General features: G+C 43.4%; 13 protein-coding genes. 4 read left to right on the top strand and 9 right to left on the bottom strand.

Translation table 11 applies throughout. The features are described from left to right. Positions 1-13 precede the first annotated feature (13 nt). Both ACQKMP_RS28820 and ACQKMP_RS28815 read right to left on the bottom strand, forming a co-directional pair. Positions 14-739 (bottom strand): phosphonate ABC transporter ATP-binding protein, encoded by a 726-nt coding sequence (locus tag ACQKMP_RS28820; protein WP_076283562.1) that lies wholly within the window; start codon positions 737-739, stop codon positions 14-16. A 90-nt stretch (positions 740-829) separates the two neighbouring features. Then, entirely contained in the window at positions 830-1,984 is a 1,155-nt protein-coding gene (locus ACQKMP_RS28815) for an MFS transporter (RefSeq protein ID WP_042194031.1), read from the bottom strand. Between the two features lie 162 nt (positions 1,985-2,146). Here ACQKMP_RS28815 and ACQKMP_RS28810 point away from each other — a divergent pair, with 162 nt between their 5' ends. From ACQKMP_RS28810 to ACQKMP_RS28800, 3 genes are all read left to right on the top strand, one after another. After that, positions 2,147-3,064 (top strand): ArsR/SmtB family transcription factor, encoded by a 918-nt coding sequence (locus tag ACQKMP_RS28810; RefSeq protein ID WP_076283561.1) that lies wholly within the window; start codon positions 2,147-2,149, stop codon positions 3,062-3,064. 36 nt (positions 3,065-3,100) lie between these two features. After that, on the top strand, positions 3,101-3,847 hold the full coding sequence (locus ACQKMP_RS28805; RefSeq protein WP_042188784.1) for an HAD family hydrolase: 747 nt from the start codon (positions 3,101-3,103) through the stop codon (positions 3,845-3,847). Between the two features lie 103 nt (positions 3,848-3,950). Continuing rightward, positions 3,951-4,676: a DsbA family protein gene (locus tag ACQKMP_RS28800; protein WP_427472285.1), complete on the top strand. Its 726-nt coding sequence runs from the start codon at positions 3,951-3,953 to the stop codon at positions 4,674-4,676. A gap of 89 nt (positions 4,677-4,765) precedes the next feature. Here the strand turns inward: ACQKMP_RS28800 and ACQKMP_RS28795 are convergent, their stop codons facing one another. Then, complete coding sequence (locus ACQKMP_RS28795) at positions 4,766-7,021, bottom strand: DNA topoisomerase 3 (protein WP_427472283.1); 2,256 nt, start codon at positions 7,019-7,021, stop codon at positions 4,766-4,768. A gap of 186 nt (positions 7,022-7,207) precedes the next feature. Between ACQKMP_RS28795 and ACQKMP_RS28790 the strand changes: the two genes are divergently transcribed. Beyond that, positions 7,208-8,071, top strand: a complete 864-nt coding sequence (locus ACQKMP_RS28790) for a pentapeptide repeat-containing protein (protein ID WP_427472281.1) — start codon at positions 7,208-7,210, stop codon at positions 8,069-8,071. A gap of 11 nt (positions 8,072-8,082) precedes the next feature. Here ACQKMP_RS28790 and ACQKMP_RS28785 read toward each other — a convergent pair whose 3' ends face one another. The 6 genes from ACQKMP_RS28785 to lpdA form a co-directional block, all read right to left on the bottom strand. Beyond that, complete coding sequence (locus ACQKMP_RS28785) at positions 8,083-9,798, bottom strand: proline--tRNA ligase (protein ID WP_427472279.1); 1,716 nt, start codon at positions 9,796-9,798, stop codon at positions 8,083-8,085. A 417-nt stretch (positions 9,799-10,215) separates the two neighbouring features. Next, positions 10,216-11,703 (bottom strand): glutamate synthase subunit beta, encoded by a 1,488-nt coding sequence (locus ACQKMP_RS28780; protein ID WP_427472277.1) that lies wholly within the window; start codon positions 11,701-11,703, stop codon positions 10,216-10,218. A gap of 230 nt (positions 11,704-11,933) precedes the next feature. Then, on the bottom strand, positions 11,934-12,425 hold the full coding sequence (locus ACQKMP_RS28775) for a dihydrofolate reductase (RefSeq protein WP_427472275.1): 492 nt from the start codon (positions 12,423-12,425) through the stop codon (positions 11,934-11,936). Positions 12,426-12,478: 53 nt separating this feature from the next. Further along, on the bottom strand, positions 12,479-13,459 hold the full coding sequence (locus ACQKMP_RS28770; RefSeq protein WP_339241585.1) for a thymidylate synthase: 981 nt from the start codon (positions 13,457-13,459) through the stop codon (positions 12,479-12,481). Positions 13,460-13,566: 107 nt separating this feature from the next. Further along, positions 13,567-14,541 carry a S66 family peptidase gene (locus ACQKMP_RS28765; protein ID WP_427472353.1) on the bottom strand — a complete coding sequence of 325 codons (975 nt, stop codon included), beginning with the start codon at positions 14,539-14,541 and terminating at the stop codon, positions 13,567-13,569. Positions 14,542-14,718: 177 nt separating this feature from the next. Then, positions 14,719-16,131, bottom strand: coding sequence for a dihydrolipoyl dehydrogenase (gene lpdA, locus ACQKMP_RS28760; RefSeq protein WP_042188806.1), 1,413 nt, complete (start codon positions 16,129-16,131; stop codon positions 14,719-14,721).

Below are 16,131 nucleotides of genomic sequence, written 5' to 3'. Positions count from 1 at the left end.
CCGTGTCCTATATTTAAAGATTTGCACGTTCTTGGAACGTTAATCTACGCCCCTTTATATCATGCTTAATTCTGCCGTCTTCTAGTACCCATAGACGCGTAGCAAAACGTTCCGCTAATTCAATCGGTAACACCGTTACAACCGTAAGACCGGTTTCTTTACACAGCTTCCGCAATGTTTCCAAGACACTCTCCGCGGATTTAGGATCTAATCCCGTAACCGGTTCATCCGCTAAAATCACTTTAGCACCGTGAGTCAACGCTCTAGCAATCGCTACACGCTGCCTTTCTCCGCCACTAAGTTGACTTGTCTTCATCTTCGCCTTATCCAGGAGGCCAAGGGCGTCCAGTTCATCCATTGCACCCATATAATCATCTGAACGTACCATCCCAGTGACCATTCGCCATAACGGCGTTTGTGAAGACTGGCCGATCAGTACATTTTTCAATGCAGTACGGTTAGGATTGAGCTCTGCATTCTGCTCCAGGTATGCCCACTCGCGGCGGATTTTTCTTTTACCTGTAAAGGCACTCGCCATTATATCTGTACCGTCCACTCTAAAATTCCCTCTATCCCACTTCTCACGCAGCGCTAAACAGCGCAGTAAAGTGGTCTTACCGCTACCGCTAGCTCCAAGTATTGCTACGAACTCACCCGGTTCTAATTGAAACCCTATATCCTGTAGAACTGGATTCTTATCTTCCCCAACTGCCTTGGCTAAGTGTTCAACTGTGATCATAGTTCAGCCTCTCCCTGTCTTTATCTATAATCTATAGTGTACTCTGAAAGCCAGATGAATTTCCATGCGAGCACTCGTTCTTATCTTACCTCAAATTTTTTGCCGTGGCGAGAAAAATAACCCAAGCAATCCGAAGGCGATATATAAAGCGCCCATCAAGCCGAAAATCCCCCCGCCCCAGCCGACTTGCATGAGCAAACCGCCGATACCTGGACCTATAATACTGCCTATACTAAAATGAAAAGAAGCAACCACATTTGCAGCAGGCAGTAAATGTCGTGGTAAAATGTCCGCAGCCAGACTAAGCCCTAACGAGAAAAAGGAGCCTACAAGTCCACCAGCAATCATCAACAGCACCATAGTCACTTTGAAATGGTCACCTGCTAATGGCAGTAATGCGAAGGCAATCCCGCCTCCAATCCCAGTAAGAATCAATACCTTCTTACGACCAAAACGGTCGCTCCACAGTCCTAGCGGGAATTGTAACAACAGTCCTCCAATGCCCGCAAAAGGCAATAAGGCTGCAATTTGATCCGTGCTGTATCCGATCCGGAGGCCATACACTGGAAAATTACTGTTTAAGCTTGCTTCCATGAAACCGTATAGGAGTGCAGGAATTAAAGCGAACCACGCTAGACTGTAACAACGTCCAAAACGGCGTACCTGACTTTCTCCACTCTCAACTTTATCTGGACGTGAATCCGGAAGTAATGTAACGGCTAGTATTAGGACCAGCAAAAAAAGAAAAGCTAGAACAATAAAGGGTGTTGCCTGACCAAAGCGCAGCAGACTAATTCCAAGTGGCCCCAAGCTAAAGCCCAGGCCATAGGACATCCCATACAGGGAAAGATTTCGTCCACGATGCTCGGCAGGCGTCATTAGCAGCACCCATAGCTGGGCGGCATAATTGATAGCTGCATCACCAACACCTACAAGTAGACGTAACACAAACCATATTTTGATTCCAGGAAAAAAGGGGAATAAGAGCAAGCTTACTAAGACTAAGCTTATCCCGCCAGCAATCAATTTTTTGAATCCAATCGCTCCGAGAACTCTTTCAGCAATCAAGGTCATTCCGAATGATCCTATGTATAAAGCAGCTGCATTAAGTCCATTAAGCGAAGAGGAAACTCCTTTCTGCTCCAATAGAATGGATAATACGGGAAGCAGCATTCCTTGGCTGAGTCCAGCCGCTATAGTAGCGGTGATAAGAATCATGAAATTCATTTTGCTGTTACTTCGAATAGATAATTTTGGCCGGTCTGACACAGATGATATCCCCCTATAATTAATAACGCTAATTTGTTCTAACGCCAATTGGCAAACACCGAACATTATAGTGGACAACCCTCTTCAAAACAAGAGATAATATGAAGATGTTACGGATTTCCTGGGGGTGCATGAGACATGGAGTACGAATTAAAGATCGACGTATCGCCGGTTTATGAACTGCTGGACAGTTTTATGTTATATGTAACTAGAAAATGGATCTCCAATTTGGACATTGGTCCCCACTGGATAAGTGATGTGGAAGATCGCATTTCTCCTCATAAGGTAACAGCTTTAATGCAAGCCGCCGAGTGGCCTTTTACGGATTATGATGTGCTATATGCCTGGGTTTACATTCGAGGACCCGCAACTTCAGTGCAGCATTTCCTAGATGATCTGGATTCAGCCTCCATAGAAGAATGTTATCAGCAGATCGCTCCGCTCATTCAGGAGTTTACGATTGAAGATGCTTTTCGGATTCGGAGCAGCTATAGTCCACTTTTGCGTCTCTGGTACGAGCAATACTTCCGCCATGTGGAGCACAAAATATTACCGCTATTAATTGAAGATGCTTCTGAGAAAAAAATGCTTGAAAGCAAAATGGACCCCATTTCTCTAATTGAATACGCATCTGGCGGTGTAGTTTTCGAGGAGATCACGGATCTAAAGACGATTGTATTACTGCCAACTGTTCATAATCGTCCGATTAACACCTACTGCTTCTACAAAACCATGGTGATCGTACAATATCCTGTAGATGTACCTTTAGAAGACGAAAATGAACCACCTATGGTGCTTTTGCGCATGACCAAGGCACTTTCCGACCCCACAAGACTTCGATTGCTTCGCTATGTCGCACATGAACCCAAGTCGTTGTGGGAGATGCAATCTGATCTGAATCAATCCAGAGAAATGCTGATGCATCACCTTATGATTCTACGAGTAGCCGGCCTACTCCGCATCCATCTTAGAGGTGAACAAGATGAACGTTTCAGTATTCGCCCTGACGGCGCATCAGAGCTGCAAATGTTCCTAGAGTCTTATATTTATCTATAGAACACTATACAGATACAGATCCAAGGAGTGAGAGATATGAAATACATGACACAACAGGTGATTTTCGATCTAGATGATACACTGGTCCACTGCAACAAATATTTCGATCTGATTTTAGGGCAATATTTTGAGCTAATGACTGATTGGTTTAATGAATTTGGCCCAAGCACCAGTGAATTACGTGATAAACAAATAGAAATTGACGTGCACACGGTCAACACAAGTGGTCTTGCCAGCGATAATTTCCCTAAATCCCTAATCGCTACCTACCGCTATTTCTGCGCCAAATATAATCGTCCGACGGACCGTTTTCAAGAACAACAGTTACACAAGCTTGGACTAAGCGTCTATGATCAAGAAATCGAAGCTTACCCTGGCATGGTTGAAACGCTTGATACTCTGAAGCAGGATGGTCACCATTTATTCCTGTATACAGGTGGAGACGATACGATCCAACAACGTAAAATTGAGCAAATGAAGCTAGATGCTTACTTTGATGACCGGATCTATATTCGTCAACATAAAAATGTTGAGGCACTTGAAAATATTTTGACTACGCAAGGCTTTGACCGCAAACGCACCTGGATGATTGGTAACTCTTTACGTACAGATGTACTTCCGGCAGTAACCGCAGGCATTAACAGTATCTATCTGAAGCAACAGAATGAATGGAGCTATAACCTTATTGAACTGGAGCAAGAAATGCAACAAGCAGTGAAGACCATTTCCTCCATCCATGAGGTGCCTCCTGTTATTCGTACTGCTACCCTGCAGAAACTCTAGGTGCAAAGTAACCTCAGACATTGTTACAAATGACATATCTACTCTACCTCTGGGATGATTATACTATTTTTGTATAATTCCTAAATGAGGTAGGAGATGAGATATGAACAAGAAAGTGAAGTCCAACCATTCTCGAACTAACAAACAAATGCTTCCCATGCTCTTAGGTATAGTTGTTGTAATCCTTGTCGCTGTTATTGTCTTCATTCTAAATGACAAGACGGACAGTTCAGAGGGTTTACCTAACTACACTGATGTGAAGGGGAGCATTGTTGTTGATGGGCTGAAATATGAAAAGCAACCTCATCTTGGTAGTCCTGATGCCAAAATCAAAGTCATCGAATTTGCAGATTTCAAATGTCCTGCCTGCAAAAACTGGACGGAGAAATATCTGGATACGTTTGTTAAGGACTACGTGGATACCGGAAAAGTTGAGCTTTTCTTCATGAACTTTGCCTTCCTTGATCGAGATTCCTATCTTGCTGCAAGTGCAGGTGAAGCCATTTTTAAGCAAAGCAACGAGAAGTTCTGGGAATATCTCCATAAGCTGTACGCCAATCAAGGCGATGAAAGCAAAATATGGGCCACACAGAAGTTCATTCTAAATTTCGTCAAAGATAACATTGAAGGTATTGATTACGCACAATTCGAAACAGATCTCAAGAATCATACCTACATGTTCGACGTCAAAGAAGACTTCAAGATCGCGGGATCGTACGGGGTAAATGGTACACCTAAATTTATGGTAAACGGAACCCTGCTTCCTGACTCCTCCTATGAAGGGTTAACTGCAGCGATTGAAGCGCAGCTGGCTAAATCCACTGAATAATTATAAGGCATGATTAAAAAGGTGTCTCCGCCATGTATCCATCATGGCTAGAGACACCTTTTTACCGTACACTCATTCTTTTTGATCGACTATGATTCAATTGCTAATTGGCCCGTATCCATATTTTGAAGCACTAGCTTGCCTTCCAGTGGTGTACCGTCTTCGCTGGTAAGCTTTAGCTTGCCCGTCCGACCTTTCTCAATCAATGCCTTCACTTGTGTATCCGTGAGTGTACGACCATGATTCTCTTTCCAGATCACGAATTTGCAGCCTTCCTTGTAATGAGAGCAGCCGTAGCCTTTTTTACCCATAAAAATCATTCCACCGCAGCCGGGACGCGGACAGTTTCCGATGACCTTAGGCCCTGAATTGGCAGATTCCTCTTCACTACTTGCCTTGCGCTTTCGCGGCGCCACAGGTTTGTCGGTGGTTTTACGAGATGTACTTCCAGCATTTCGCCCTTTAGCACTTGTATTGACAGAAGGCGTCTCCCCTTCAAATGAGGTTTTGGACGCCCGGGATTGTACTCGTACTTTGTCTACGATCATGCAGGCGAATCTTTTTACATTCTCCATAAACTGCCCATCCGACGCCGTTCCTCTCGATATTTCGTTCAAACGACGTTCCCATTGTCCGGTCATTTCCGGTGAAGTCAACAGCTCAATACCCGCTCCACGAATCAGCTCAATGGCTGTTCGTCCTTTTTGTGTGATGGCAATTTTTTTGCCCTGCATTTCGATGTATCCGACATTCTTCAGCCGTTCTATCGTTGCTGCACGGGTAGCCGGAGTTCCAAGCCCTGAATCCTTCATAGCATCGCGAAGCTCTTCATCCTCAATCTGCTTTCCGGCACTTTCCATCGCTCGAAGCAGCGTACCTTCTGTGTAATGCTTGGGTGGCTGAGTATCTTTCTCTTTAACAATAGCCTCACTACAAACCACTTCTTCTGCCGGAGCAATAGAAAATGGTTCGTTCACTTCGACCTCTTCGTCCTCTTCGTCATCCTTGTTCTTACCCTTGGAAGTCTTCGCTTTATCCTTCTTCTGGTCCGCGTAAATGACCTTCCAGCCGAGGCTTAATAATTCCTTGACTGTGGTTTTGAACTTTTCCTCTTCTACCTCGGTCATCACCGTATGCACTTTATACTCCGCTGCCGGATAGAACTGAGACAAAAAACGCCGCACAATCAAATCATACAGCTTTCCTTCATCTGCACTAAGTCCTGATGCTTTACGATATGTAGGCAAAATCGCGTGGTGATCCTCAACCTTCGAGGGGTTGCAGATGAATTTATTCCCTTTATGAACGAGATTGCGATTCGCACCCTTCACCCACTCATCATACGCCGTCCCTTGCAGCGCGGATAACGTCTTATGCATCTCAGGAATATTCTGTTCTGTAACATAGTTGGAGTTCGTCCGCGGATAAGAAATCACCTTATGCTTTTCATATAACGCTTGAGCAATATCAAGCGTCTTTTTTGCGGAAAAAGCGTACTTTCCATTCGCCTCACGCTGCAGCAGCGTCAAATCGTACAGCTTATTCGGATACTCTTTTGTTTCCTTAACCTCGTAAGACTCAATCCGGCCCGGTTTTCCTTTGACCTTGGCAGCCAGCGCCTCCGCCTTATCCCCGTCAGTCAGCCGATCCCCCTGCCACATGCCTTTATAGGTCATTTCATTCTGAGTAAAATGTCCCTCCACCTCAAAAAACTTTAGGGAAGAGAACGCCTCAATCGTCTTCTGACGGTCGTAAATCAGCGCGAGTACGGGAGTTTGAACCCTACCCACGGACAGCAGCACATTATGCTTTGTAGTAAAAGCACGTGATCCGTTCATGCCGATGAGCCAATCCGCTTCACTGCGAGCTTTTGCTGCTTTCGTTAGATTCTCGTACTCCGATCCATCCTTCAGCTCCTGGAATCCTTTGCGAATGGTCTCTGGCGTCAGATCCGAGATCCACAACCGCTTCACAGGATGCTCCAGCTTCAAATGTCGTTGAATGAGTGAAAAGATATGCTGCCCTTCTCGCCCGGCATCGCATGAATTCACTAGAAGATCGCTACGTTTCGCAAGATCTCCAATTACCTTGAGCTGGTCGATTGTCCGTGCATTAGGAACCAGTTTGAACTGGTCTGGAATAATGGGCAGATCATTAATATTCCACTTTTTGTATTTAACATCATAAGCATCCGGCTCGGCCAAACCGATTAGATGCCCTATTGCCCAAGTAATAATGTACTGCTCCCCTTCAAGATAGGAACGGTAATTTTTGGCCTTCGGTTCTATTGCGGCGGCGATATTCCGCCCCATATCCGGTTTCTCCGCAATAATGAGTGTCTTCAAAAACAATCGCTCCTTACCTTTTCGTTCTTAAGTCCAAAATGCGTCCAGTATTCTATTATACCATTAACCTCGGTTTTTTTTAATGGATTGGTTAGTAGGCCTAGGTAAAATTCAGACTTCCCTTTGTCTTTTCTATGAATTAGAATAGTTTGGTAAACGAGTTTTATATATCGGAGGAATCAAAACGTGTCTGAAAATCACAAATTTACAGAACCTTATAAGGACAAAAACGGTCACTATTTAAAAGCAGAATGTGAGAGCTGCTTCGGTTTGTGCTGTTCCGCACTACCTTTTTCAGTTTCAGTGGATTTTGCTATGGATAAAGCAGCTGGCCAGCCGTGCCATAACCTACAATCAGACTTTCGCTGTGGTGTACATACAGATTTAAGAGCGCTTGGATTTCGTGGTTGTACTGTATATGACTGTTTTGGGGCTGGGCAAAAGCTTTCTCAGGTTACTTATACCGGTGAGGACTGGCGGAAGAATCCAAAAACTGCAAAGCAAATGTTCGAGGTATTTACGGCCATGTGGCATTTGCACGAATTGCTATGGTACTTAAATGAATCATTGAACTTAGATATAACCCATTCAATACATGTTGAGCTGCAAACAGCACTCGATGAGACGGAACAACTCACTTTACTTAACCCTGATTCTCTACAGAAGGTGAATGTTGACGCTCATCGAGCAAAGATTAATCTGTTACTGCTGCAAGTCAGTGAACTTGTGCGTACTGAGGCTCGTCGTAAACTAAAAAAAGCATCGAGAACTTTCAGCCGTGGTGCTGACCTTGTCGGCGCAAATCTTAAAAATGCAGATCTCAGGGGCGCCAACCTGAGGGGAGCCTATTTGATTGCCGCTGACCTTAAAGGCGCTAATCTTAGAGGTGCAGATCTTATTGGTGCAGATTTCCGTGACACAGACCTTAGGGGCGCTGATCTATCAGAGAGCATTTTTCTAACTCAGGGTCAGATTAATGCGGCAATAGGTGATGATCTCACAAAGTTACCGCCACCACTTTCCCGCCCTGAACAATGGCTTTCAGTTTGAGTTATAGAAGTTTAATTCAGCTGCGAAAAGAATTCTTGGATACGAGAAACTGCTTCTAACTTTTCTAAGACTTCTTTACCCGCAGCGGAGGCTCTTTCTAGATACTCCACCCTACCTTGTGCAGCCTCCTTACCAACTACTAGCGTTACGGGTATACCAATCAAACTTGAATCCTTAAATTTAACGCCAGCACGTTCATCCCTATCATCTAGAAGCGTCTCAAAACCGAGCTTAGTAAGTTGATTATAAAGCTCCTCTGCAACTTCCAGTTGATCCGAGTCCTTTATGGACATCATCAAAATATGAACCTGATAAGGTGCTAATGCAACTGGCCACATTATTCCTTGATCATCATGATTCTGTTCTACAATTGCGGACAATAGTCGCGAGATTCCAATTCCGTAACAACCCATGATCATAGGCTGACTTTTGCCTGAACGATCTAAAAAGGAAGCTCCAAGCTTCTCACTGTATTTGGTACCTAATTTAAAGACATGTCCGATTTCAATGCCTTGATGAAAATGAAGAACGCCATCCTCGCAATGTGGACAAGCTTCTCCTTCCGCTACATTGCGAAAATCCCCCACATGCTCAAGCCCAAAATCTCTACCAGGTACAACATTACGGAAGTGATAATCTTTTTCTCCTGCACCCGTCGTACCTTCCGTCATCTCAGCAACTGCGGCATCAACTAGTACAGTTAATTGAAGTCCCACAGGCCCCACAAACCCACTCTCTACACCCGTTAAGAATTTCACAGCTTCATAGTCAGCAAGCCTGATCTCCATTGCTCCGATATATTTACTCACTTTTATCTCATTAACTTCATGATCTCCTCGAACCACTACAGCAAAGAATTGTCCGCTACCTTCGTAGATCAATGTTTTCATAATCTGCTCTGGCTGGATCTCCAACTCCTGCTCTAATTGATCAATTGTACGTAAATTTGGAGTATGGAATTTCTCTATCGCTGGTACTTCGAAATTCATTTCCTTCTTAACAGGACGCACAGCTTCTGCCTGCTCCAGATTGGCTGCGTAATCGCAAGAGGAACATACCGCAATCGTATCTTCCCCGATATCAGCCAGTGCCATAAATTCATGGCTGCCCCCTTCTCCGCCAATTGCACCAGAATCTGCATGAACAGCTCTGAACTTCAATCCACATCGCTTAAATATCCGGTGATAAGCATCGAACATTTGGTGGTATGATTTATCAAGTCCTTCTGAGCTTATGTCAAAAGAGTACGCATCCTTCATCAAGAACTCTCTTCCTCTTAGCAATCCGGAACGTGGTCGCCGTTCATCTCGAAACTTAGTCTGAATTTGATACACGGTAACAGGAAGCTTACGATAGGAGCTGATCTCATTCCGCACAAGTGTGGTTACTACTTCTTCATGCGTTGGACCGAGAATGAATTCCCGCTCATGACGATCCTTAAAAGTCATCAACTCCTTACCATAAACATCATAACGTTCTGATTCCTTCCAAAGTTCCGCAGGCTGCATGGATGGCATTAAAATCTCCTGCGTTCCGGAATGATCCATCTCTTCTCTCACAATCGCTTCTATCTTTCGCAGAACCCGCCGTCCAAGTGGTAAATAGGTATATACTCCAGCAGCTAATTGACGGATATACCCCGCACGCAGCAGTAGCTGATGACTGTTTGTCTCCGCTTCCGAAGGCACCTCACGCAGTGTTGTTAATAATAAATTGCTTTGTCGCATCTTAAATACCCTCCCCCAGAAATTATCTCTCTAAATGCAAAAAGACACATTCGTCAGGGACGAATGTGTCGTGATACCACCCTTATTTAACTGCCAGCTCAACATACAATCTATTCTGATTTGGCAATCCTCAAATCGGATAACGGTCGATTCCGGTAGCGGGTTAGTAGATACTATCGCTACAGCTACCAAGGCAGGATACCACTCACACGTGTTTGAGGAACCTTTCATCCGGTGGGTTCCCTCTCTGTTCTAACGCTTCTTGAATCGTAGATCCTTGGTCAATGCTTTTATCATGTGTATTTAATTTATATGATACTGATATCTACGTCAAGCATCGCTTTATTTAAAAAACCGTTTCTCCAGCAGGTAAACTGCTTTTGAAACGGCTTATTAGACAATTATTATCTTAACGTTTTAAACAAGAACGGTTGAACCCATCAGGTATTTATCCACTTCACGCGCAGCTTCGCGTCCTTCGTTGATGGCCCATACAACCAAGCTTTGACCACGTCTCATATCGCCAGCAGCAAACACTTTATCCACGTTGGTATTGAATTTACCATAACGTGCTTTCACATTGGAACGACGATCTGTCTCAAGATCAAGCTCTTGAATAATATCTTGTTCTGGCCCATCAAAACCGATGGCTATCAAAGCTAATTGAGCAGGATATACAGCTTCGGTACCTGGAACAGGTTGATAGATCTTACGACCTGTCTCATCCACGATCCGGCGGATCTGTACAGTATGCAGCTCTTTCAAGTTACCTTCTTCATCACCAACAAATTTAGTAGTCATGATAGAGAACTCACGCGGGTCATCCCCAAATATGGCTTTAGCTTCTTCTTGCGCGTAGTCTAGGCTATATACATTCGGGAATTGTGGCCAAGGGTTAGCAATCGGATCACGCTGAAGAGGTGCTTTTTCATGTGTACCAAATTGAGTGATACTGCTGCAGCCATGACGAAGTGCTGTAGCAACACAGTCAGATCCAGTATCACCGCCACCCAAGACGATCACGTCTTTACCTTCAGCAGATACATAGTTGCCATCTTCAAGATTGGAATTCAAATAGCTCTTAATCGTACCATTTAAATAGTCCATGGCGTACATAACACCCTTAAGCTCACTGCCTTCAACGTTAAAACGACGTGCCTTTGTAGCTCCACCACACAGAACAACCGCATCATACTCATCCACTAGCTGTTGAGCAGGAATATCCTTGCCAATCTCTGTATTCACTACAAAATTAATACCTTCTGCAGCTAATAAATCTACACGACGTTGAACAACTCTCTTATCGAGTTTCATAGTGGGAATGCCATATGTCAGCAGTCCGCCGATGCGGTCACTGCGTTCAAATACAGTTACTGTATGTCCAGCCTTATTAAGTTGAGCTGCTGCTGAGAGTCCAGCAGGTCCAGAGCCTACGATTGCAATCTTTTTGCCTGTACGTTTCTCTGGAGGATTAGGTACAACCCAGCCTTCTTCAAAGCCCTTATCAATAATAGCTAACTCAATGGTCTTAATGGTCACCGGCTGTCCAATTAGACCCACTGTGCAAGAGCCTTCGCAAGGAGCAGGACAAATGCTTCCAGTAAACTCAGGGAAATTATTCGTCTTATGCAGACGTTCCAGGGCTTCTTTCCAGAGTCCGCGGTACACCAAATTATTCCACTCTGGAATTAGATTATGAACTGGACAACCCGAGGTTCCTCCAGCCATATCAATTCCTGTATGACAATACGGCGTTCCGCAATCCATGCAGCGCGCTCCTTGTGTCTGAAGCTCGTCCTCGGATAAATGATGGTGGAACTCCTCCCAGTCTTTTACCCGCTGCTCAGGATCCCGATCACCTGGGAGCTGCCGTTTATACTCCATAAAACCTGTAGGTGTAGACATGTTTACGTTTCCCCCATCCGTTCTCTTCGTGTTGAAGTATAGTACATTGTAGCATATTGCGGCTTCGTATGGTCGTGAGCAGCGCAATGAAGTACCTGCACATTCTATACCTGTAGATTATCATTTCTAATTTTAATTATAGTAGCACTCATTACTTTTGCACAGTAATGGATTAATCTACTGATTTTTTGTACTATTTCACATGTTATGTCAGAGAAAACGTTTTATTGCTATTCCGTACGTTCATAAACAAGAAAACGGTAATCATACGGATTCTTTTCATCACGAATTCCCTTCTTATTGGAAACCTCTTTCCATACACTCCAGTCAATATCAGGAAACCGGGTATTCCCTTCAAAATCCTGTTCAATTTGCGTTAACATCAACTTGTCAGCATACGGCAACATCAGCTTATAAATTTCCGCACCGCCGATCACCATCAGCTCATCGTGTTTTCTACCCTCGCTGAGAGCTTCCTCAAGCGTGTGTACAACCTCTGCACCTTCAGGAGCATAATCAGTATCTCTAGTCATAATTAAGCTTGTTCTGCCCTTTAGAGGCTTCCCTCCGAGCGAATCCCACGTTTTTCGGCCCATAAGCATTCTCTTCCCCAGTGTTTCCGCTTTGAAATAAGCGAAATCAAGCGGTAAATGCCAAGGCATATCATTATCTTTTCCAATAACATGATTGGTGCCCATTGCCCATATTAAGCTAATACTCATGATACACGCTCCTTCCTACCTATATAGATCAAAAAATCTTGATAACCATTAATTTATACTGCGATCGGAGCTTTTATCGAAGGATGCGGATTGTACCCTTCAATGATAAGGTCTTCCAGCTCGATATCAAAAAGTGATTTCTTATTTGAATTAATAACCAATGTAGGCAATGGTCTTAAATCTCTTGATAATTGCTCTTTTACTTGATCAACATGGTTTGAATAGATATGTGCATCACTAATGCTATATACAAACTCGCCTACTTCTAGACCACACTCATGTGCTATCAAATGTGTAAGTAAGGAGTAAGACGGGATATTGAAGTTAGCTCCAAGAAAAGAGTCAGCGCTGCGCTGCAGCAAGTGACAGCTTAATTTACCATTTGCAACATAGAACTGGAACATAACGTGGCAAGGTGGTAACGCTGCTTTACTCCCTTTTGCCCCAGCATTTATAACATCTTCCGGGTTCCATGCGCTTACAATTAAACGACGAGAATCAGGATTTGATTTGATCTGATGAATTACATCTTGTAATTGGTCAATGGATTCTCCCGTAGAAGATGTCCAATTTCGCCATTGCTTACCATAAACATTCCCTAGGTCACCATGCTTCGCTGCGAACGCATCATCTTCTAAGACACGATCACAAAATGCTTTCATCTCTGCTTGATAAACTTGATTGAAGTCTTCATCAATTAAACAACGATTCCCGAAATCAGTCATATCTGGACCTGTATATTCGTCTGATTCAACCCATCTTTTGAAAGCCCATTCATCCCAAATATGATTATTATTTTTCAATAAATAACGGATGTTTGTGTCGCCTTTAATAAACCATAATAATTCACTTGCGATCAAACGGAACGGCGTCCGTTTTGTTGTAAATAATGGGAAGCCTTTTGATAAATCAAATCGCATTTGATAACCAAATACACTAATAGTACCCGTTCCGGTACGATCTTCTTTTTTTACACCATTATCTAAAATATATTGTAAAAAATTCAAATAGGTTTGTTCTAACTCATTATTCAATTTAATGCACCTCCGTAATATTTCACCTCATATATTATATCTGAAAAATCCGAATTTTGTAGAAGGTACGATATTTTTTAAATTTATTTAATAATCCGAGGAGTTCACTACTCTGATATCCTTAACTCTACTCTAACCCCATAAGCACGAAGTGAGGCTTGTCCACCTACAGGGAAAGTAATCATAGGAGATGTATGTCCAAAGTCCACGTCTGCAATGACAGGAATGTCTGATAGCTCTTCTTTCGAAGTTATGATTTTGATCAACAGTTCTTTAGTCATACGTGATCCTTGTTGGAATCTGCCAATAACCAATCCTTTAACATGCTGAAAATCTGGTTGATGAATCAGCGATTGTAAATCCCTATCAAAGGTTGCAGGCGATGACTCATAATCATCCTCAAGAAATAATATCGAATTTTTTAAACTGGGCATATACTCCGTTCCCTGCAAAAGATTTAATGTACAAAGGTTCCCACCGATAATTATCCCTTTCGCTTCTCCATCATTGATAATGAACGGGCCTTCATTTCTGATAAATACACGGTTCTCCTGGTCCAGATACCACTCATCATCACTCCAATGCTTCGAAGGCCTCACCACTATTTCTTTGTTGTCCATCATCAGCTTACGGAAATATTCGGTGGTATATTCATTGTCGTGAAGCCTTGCGAAGCTAGAAAAATGTGGTCCTGAATATGTAACTAATCCTGTTTTAGCATAGATTGCATTACTTAAAGCAGTAATATCCGAATACCCGCATAATCGTTTAGGATGCTCTGCAATGATGGAATAGTCGATATAACGTAGCAGTTGATTGCTATTAAAGCCTCCAATGGTCGTAAGAATCCCTTTAACATTCGGATCTAAAAAAGCTTCGTGCAAATCCTCTATTCTAGAATCGATCGATGAGGAAACAAATTCATCCTTCTCAAAAGAGTTTACGGAAAATGATATCCGAAAGCCTAATTTTTGTAGCTGTTCTTTGGCAATTTTCCTTTGTTCAGCAGCGATTAACGACAGACTTCTGGCAGGTGAGATGATTCGCAACTCATCACCAGGCTTTAACTTATTGGGTTTCATCATTTGTCCTCCCTATATAAGTTTTTAAATACGGATGAATGATTTTATAGTGTATTCGCTCAAATTGTTTCATCTCCTCCCATTATATCCTTTTTCAAAAAAGTGGAAAACTCAAAAAGGCGAAACGCAAATGCGTTCCGCCTTTTATGTGCCTGCTAGAGCAATTGGGTAGAGAAATTATTTCATTACGTGAATAGGATGACCTTCAACCAGTTCAGCAGCTTCCATGACGATTTCGCCAAGGGTTGGGTGCGCATGAATAGTCAAAGCGATATCTTCAAGTGTTGCGCCCATTTCAATTGCCAAACCAAGTTCAGCGATCAAGTTAGAAGCTTCGATACCAACGATTTGTGCACCAAGCACAAGATTGTTTTCGGAGTTAGCAACAATTTTGATGAAACCTTCTGGGCTGTTCAAAGATACGGCGCGGCCATTCCCTGCAAATGGGAACTTACCAGCTTTCACTTTGTAGCCTTTGTCTTTCGCTTCTTTCTCAGTTAAACCAACGCTTGAGCACTCAGGATCTGTAAACACAACTGCTGGGATGACTTTGTAGTCAACAACAGATGTAAGTCCTGCAATCGCTTCTGCGGCAATCTTACCTTCGTAAGAAGCTTTGTGAGCCAACGCCAGACCTGGAACAACGTCGCCGATAGCGAAGATGTTAGGAATGCTTGTGCGACCTTGGTGATCGACTTTGATCAATCCACGCTCGTCGAGTTCAAGACCGATCAGGTCTAGTCCAAGTTCACCATCAGTGTTAGGACGACGGCCTACAGTTACAAGTAAGTAATCCGCAGTAACTTCTTTGGATTCGCCACCAACAGAATATTTCACGGTAACTTCCTTGTCGTTCTGCACAGCACTTTCAGCTTTAGCGTTAGTTACGATTTCGATGCCAGTTTTAGCCATGTTTTTCGCAACAAGACGAGTCATATCTTTATCAAAGCCTGGAAGTACAGTATCCAAACCTTCGATGATTGTTACTTTAGTACCGAATTTGGAGTACATTTGGCCAAGCTCAGCGCCGATGTAACCACCACCGATTACGATCATGCTCTTCGGAATTTCTGGAAGCTCAAGAGCTTCAGTCGAAGACAGAATGCGTCCACCGAATGGGAAAGGTTTCAGTTCAATCGGACGGGAACCTGTTGCAATGATACAGTGTTTGAAGCGGTAACGTGGGGATTCATGATCATTGAACACACGTGCTTCTGTGTCGCTGATAAACATGCATTCGCCGTTAAATACTTCAATTTTGTTGCCTTTCATCAAGCTAGTCACACCGCTAGTCATTTTCTTAACTACGCCGTTTTTGAACTCTTGAGTTTTGGCAAAATCCACTTTAACGTTCTCAGCAGTAACACCGAAAACTTCACCATGCTTAGCAGATTCGAACTGATGTGCAGCAGCAATCAGTGCTTTAGAAGGAATACATCCACGGTTCAAACATACACCGCCGAGTTCCGATTTATCCACGATGAGGACTTTTTGGCCGAGCTGGGCGGCACGAATTGCCGCCACATACCCACCAGGACCTGCACCAATGACCAATGTGTCAATATCTAGAGAAGCGTCTCCTACTACCAT

The sequence above is a fragment of the Paenibacillus sp. NPDC101420 genome (assembly GCF_050277435.1).
In the GTDB taxonomy this organism is placed as follows: domain Bacteria; phylum Bacillota; class Bacilli; order Paenibacillales; family Paenibacillaceae; genus Paenibacillus_AQ.
Note: the sequence above shows the minus strand (reverse complement) of the source record. Positions and strands in the feature narration are given on the sequence as shown.